Below are 5,372 nucleotides of genomic sequence, written 5' to 3'. Positions count from 1 at the left end.
CGCACCGACACGGCCACGAGACGGGCCAGGCCGTCGGGGTGCGCGAATCGGTCGGCGAAGAGGCGCGGCGTGCCCGCGGTGCCCCGAGGCATCGGCCAGTACGCCGCCTCGCCCCGGTCGAGCATCGCGTAGTCGATGCCGGAGTAGTCGGCGATGCCGCCCTCCGACGCGGCGCGGAGCTCGTCGAACACCACCTCGGGGTCGGTGTCGAACGCGGCGTCGCACTCGAGCCGACGGGCGAGCTCCGACAGGATCCACAGCTCGTCGCGCACCCCCACGGGCGGCGCGATCGCGCGGCGGCGACGGATGACGCGGCCCTCGAGGTTCGTCATGGTGCCCTCCTCCTCGGCCCACTGGGTGACGGGGAGCACGACATCGGCGAGGGCCGCCGTCTCCGAGAGGAAGAAGTCGCACACCACGAGGAGGTCGAGCCGCGCGATGCCCTGGCGCACGCGTTCCACGTTCGGCGACGAGACGACGAGGTTGGAGCCGTGCACGAGCAGCGCGCGCACGCCGCCCGGACGCCCGAGCGACTGCAGCAGCTCCACCGCCGGCAGCCCGGGTCCGGGGATGTCCTCGGGCGCGACGCCCCACACGCGCGCCACGTGGGCACGCGCGTCGGGATCGGTGATCTTCCGGTACCCCGGGAGCTGGTCGCACTTCTGCCCGTGCTCGCGGCCGCCCTGCCCGTTGCCCTGGCCGGTGAGGGTGCCGTAGCCGCTGCCCGGTCGGCCCGGGAGCCCGAGGAGGAGTGCGAGGTTGATCGCGGCCGTCGCGGTGTCGGTGCCGTCGACGTGCTGCTCCACCCCGCGGCCGGTGAGGATGTACGTGCCGTCGCCCGACGCGAGGCGCCGCGCGAGCCGCTTCAGCGTGAGTGCCGCGACGCCGGTCACCGACTGCACGCGTTCCGGCCACCACGACGCGACGCTGCGGCGCAGCGACTCGAACCCGGTCGTGCGGGCCGTGATGTACTCGGCGTCGACGAGGCGCTCGGCGATGACGATGTGGATGAGGCCCAGCAGCAGCGCGAGGTCGGTGCCCGGCGCCGGCTGCACGTGCAGGCCCTTCCCGTCGTCGGTGAGGCGCGCGGTCGCGGTGCGCCGGGGATCGACGACGACGAGCCCGCCTGCGGCCTGCGCGCCCGCGAGGTGCCCGATGAACGGCGGCATCGTCTCGGCCACGTTCGTGCCGAGCAGGAGCACGGTGCGCGCCCCGTCGAGGTCCTCGAGGGGGAACGGCAGGCCCCGGTCGACGCCGAACGCGCGGTTCCCCGCCGCGGCCGCCGACGACATGCAGTACCGACCGTTGTAGTCGATGCGGCTCGTGCCCAGCGCGAGCCGTGCGAACTTGCCGAGCAGGTACGCCTTCTCGTTCGTGAGCCCGCCGCCGCCGAAGACGCCGACGGCGTCAGCGCCGTGCGCCGAGCGGATGCCCCGCAGTCGCGCCGCGACGAGGTCGAGCGCCTCGTCCCAGGTCGCCTCGTGGAGCGCGCCGTCGGCGCCCCGCAGGAGCGGGACGCCGAGGCGGGAGGGCGCCCGGAGCAGCTCCGCCGACGTCCACCCCTTCTTGCACAGGCCGCCGCGGTTCGTGGGGAAGTCGCGGCCGGTGACGGTCACGGGCGTCGCAGCGTCCGCGGCATCCGCGGCATCCGCGGCATCCGTCGGCGTGAGGGTCATCGCGCACTGCAGCGCGCAGTACGGGCAGTGCGAGGGGGCGGCGGGACGGGGCATCCGGACTCGTTTCAGATCTTGTGTTCGCGGAGGCGGCTCGACCGCACGTAGACGACGTAGGTGAGCACGAGGAGCACGACGTACGCGCCGACGAAGCCGAGGAAGGCGGCCGCGTACCCGCCGGTGGACTGGAACGAGAGGTTCAGCGCCTGCGGGATGAGGAAGCCGCCGTACGCGCCGATCGCGGAGATCAGGCCGAGGGCCGCCGCCGCCTTGCGCTGGGTTGACACGTCGCCTGCCCCGCCGCCGCGCACCGCGAAGACCACGGGGACCATGCGGTACGTCGAGCCGTTGCCGATGCCTGCCGCGGCGAACAGCAGCAGGAACAGGCCGAGGAACAGCCAGAAGCTCGCGACCGGGAGGGTCAGCAGCACGGCGAGGGTCACCGTGCCCATCACCGCGAACGCGGCCATCGTGATGCGCGCACCGCCGAACCGGTCGGAGAGGCGGCCGCCGTAGGGGCGGGCGAGCGACCCGACGAGGGCGCCGAGGAAGGCGAGGGAGACCGACGCGCCGCCCACGCTGATCGCGGAGAACTCGGGGAACTGGTCGGCGATGAGCTTCGGGAAGACGCTCGCGAAGCCGATGAACGACCCGAACGTGCCGATGTAGAGGAGCGACAGCATCCAGAGGTGCGGCTCGCGGAGGGCCGCGGCGGAGCCGGCGAAGTCCGCCTTCGCGCTCGAGAGGTTGTCCATGTACCGGTACGCGCCGAACATGGCCACGAGGATCAGCGGCACCCAGATGATGCCGGCGAGAGGCACGTTGAGGGTCGCGCCCGCGCCGATCGTGATGACGATCGGCACGACGAACTGGGCCACGGATGCCCCGAGGTTGCCGCCTGCGGCGTTGAGGCCGAGCGCCCAGCCCTTCTCCCGCTGCGGGTAGAAGAACGTGATGTTCGACATGGAGCTCGCGAAGTTGCCGCCGCCGAAGCCGGCCAGCGCCGCGACCAGGAGCAGGACGCCGAACGGGGTCTCGGGGTTCGAGACGCACACGGCGAGGGCGATCGTCGGCAGGAGCAGCAGGCCCGCCGACACGATGGTCCAGTTGCGGCCGCCGAACCGGGGCACCAGGAACGAGTACGGGATGCGGAGGGTCGCGCCCACGAGGCTCGGGATCGAGATGAGCCAGAACACCTGGCCGGTGTCGAGGTCGAAGCCCGCCTTCGGCAGCGTCACGGCGACGATGCTCCACAGCTGCCAGACCACGAACCCGAGGAACTCGGCGAAGATCGACCAGCGCAGGTTCCGGCGGGCGATGCCGCGGCCGACCGACTCCCACTGCGCATGGTCCTCGGGGTTCCAGTGGTCGATCCAGCGACCCGGCCTCGTCGCCAGCGGCGGCGCGGCCGTCGTGGTCGTGGTCGGGTCAGCGGCGAGGGGTGCAGCGGCCTGCGGGGGAGCGCTGCTCACGGTCTGCGTCATCGGTGCCTCCGGGGGTGTCGGTCACGGGGTCGAACTCGTGCTGCCGACGCTATGGGCGGGGTGTTTCCGCGGATCGGTCGGGTGGTAAACCCTGCGTCTCCACCTGCTCACCCGGGCCGCATCGTCGTGTGAGGTCGAGGTCACACGTCGATCCGGTAGCCGCGCTTGACCACGGTGGCGATCAGCCCCGGCACCCCGATCGTCTGGCGGAGGCGGCTGAGCGCCACCTCGAGTGCGTGCTCGTCGTTGGTGCCCGGCAGCCCCGCGGCGAGCCGCGAGAAGTAGCCGTCGAGCATGCCGGCGGTCACGTGGATGCCGAGGAGGAGCTCGTACCAGTCGGCACCGGAGCTGATCTGCTGGAAGCGATCGGTCGCCGGCGCGAAGGGCGCCATCACGTCGTCGGGTTCGACCCCGAGGCGCCGGATCTCGGCGATGAGCGCGTGGTGCTTGCGCAGCGCGACGCCGGCTGCGGCGCTCAGCCCCTCCTTCGCGGGCAGCGTGGGCGCGGTCGCGACGGCTCGGGCGAGGTTCTCGAAGAACTCGAGCTGGATGTAGGCGGCCTGGCCGAGGAACGGCACCGGTTCGGGCACCAGCTCGGTGAAGTCGACCTTCGCGAGCTCGGTCGGCGTGACGCGCGGACGCAGGCGCGGCGCCTCTGGGCGGAGGCCCCGCCGATTCGTCCTGAACACCACGCGACACAGCCTATCCGAGGCTCTCAGGCACTCTCGGATAGGCTGGGGGTGCACACGGGCGATGGACCCGTGGCCGTGCGCCTCAGGTCGAAGCAGGGCGCACCTCGTTTCCCGCAAGACCGACAGGCAGAATATTGACCACTTTCAGTGACCTCGGCGTCGCGTCCGACATCGTCGACGCCCTCGCCGGGAAGGGCATCATCGATGCCTTCCCCATCCAGGAACAGACCATCCCCCTCGCCCTCGCGGGCCAGGACATCATCGGCCAGGCGAAGACCGGCACCGGCAAGACCTTCGGGTTCGGCCTGCCGATCATCCAGCGGCTCGGCGAGGACCCCGAGGGCGGCGTGAAGGCGCTCGTCGTCGTGCCCACGCGCGAGCTGTGCGTGCAGGTGACCGAGGACCTCGAGCTCGCGACCTCCAACCGGCCGACCAAGATCGTCTCGATCTACGGCGGCAAGGCGTACGAGGGCCAGATCGAGCAGCTCAAGGCCGGCGCGCAGATCGTCGTCGGCACTCCCGGTCGCCTCCTCGACCTCGCCTCGCAGCGACTCCTCTCGTTGAAGAACGTGCAGGAGATGGTGCTCGACGAGGCCGACAAGATGCTCGACCTCGGCTTCCTCGCCGACATCGAGAAGCTCATGGCGCAGACGCCGGCAACCCGCCACACGATGCTGTTCTCGGCAACCATGCCGGGGCCGATCGTGGCGCTCGCCCGCCGCTTCATGCTGCGCCCGATCCACATCCGTGCGACCGACCCCGACGAGGGGCTCACGCAGGCGAACATCAAGCACCTCGTCTACCGCGCGCACTCGCTCGACAAGGACGAGGTCATCTCGCGCATCCTCCAGGCCGACGGCCGCGGCAAGACGGTGATCTTCACGCGCACCAAGCGTGCCGCGGCGAAGCTCGTCGAGGAGCTCAACGACCGGGGCTTCAATGCGGCGGCCGTGCACGGCGACCTCAACCAGGACCAGCGCGAGCGCGCCATGGCCGCCTTCAAGGCCGGCAAGAAGGACGTGCTGATCGCCACGGATGTCGCGGCTCGCGGCATCGACGTCGACGACGTGACCCACGTCATCAACCACACCATCCCCGATGACGACAAGGCCTACCTGCACCGCGTCGGCCGCACCGGCCGCGCCGGCAAGACGGGCATCGCCGTCACGTTCGTCGACTGGGACGACCTGCACAAGTGGGCGCTCATCAACCGCGCCCTCGAGTTCGGGCAGCCCGAGCCGACGGAGACGTACTCGTCGAGCCCGCACCTCTACAGCGACCTCGACATCCCCGCAGGCACGAAGGGCCGCCTGAAGCCGGCCGCCACGGTCGCGCCGACGCGGTCGAGCACCGCCGGCCGCAGCGAGGGCCGCGCCGAGGCGGACGCCGAGCGGGCTCCCCGCTCGCGGTCGCGCCGACGCACGCGCAACGGCCAGCCCTCCGGCGGTGAGGCCGGCGCTACGAGCGAGAGCGCGGAGCCCGCGGCGGCGACCGCACCGAAGGAGCCGGGCACCGGCACGCAC

At 71.8% G+C, this 5,372-nt stretch carries 4 protein-coding genes; 1 reads left to right on the top strand and 3 read right to left on the bottom strand.

Annotated elements, in window-relative coordinates; genetic code table 11:
- From GH736_RS16470 to GH736_RS16460, 3 genes are all read right to left on the bottom strand, one after another.
- On the bottom strand, positions 1-1,730 hold a 1,730-nt coding region (locus tag GH736_RS16470), incomplete at its 3' end, for a molybdopterin oxidoreductase family protein (RefSeq protein WP_159605257.1).
- Positions 1,731-1,741: 11 nt separating this feature from the next.
- Positions 1,742-3,157 carry an MFS transporter gene (locus tag GH736_RS16465; RefSeq protein WP_159605255.1) on the bottom strand — a complete coding sequence of 472 codons (1,416 nt, stop codon included), beginning with the start codon at positions 3,155-3,157 and terminating at the stop codon, positions 1,742-1,744.
- Between the two features lie 140 nt (positions 3,158-3,297).
- Entirely contained in the window at positions 3,298-3,849 is a 552-nt protein-coding gene (locus GH736_RS16460; protein ID WP_159605253.1) for a ferritin-like fold-containing protein, read from the bottom strand.
- Between the two features lie 134 nt (positions 3,850-3,983).
- Between GH736_RS16460 and GH736_RS16455 the strand changes: the two genes are divergently transcribed.
- A partial coding sequence (locus GH736_RS16455; protein WP_159605251.1) for a DEAD/DEAH box helicase occupies positions 3,984-5,372 on the top strand: 1,389 nt, incomplete at its 3' end.

This window comes from Agromyces humi (assembly GCF_009720255.1).
Classification (GTDB): Bacteria; Actinomycetota; Actinomycetes; order Actinomycetales; family Microbacteriaceae; genus Agromyces; species Agromyces humi.
This window is presented reverse-complemented; position numbering and strand designations above follow the sequence as displayed.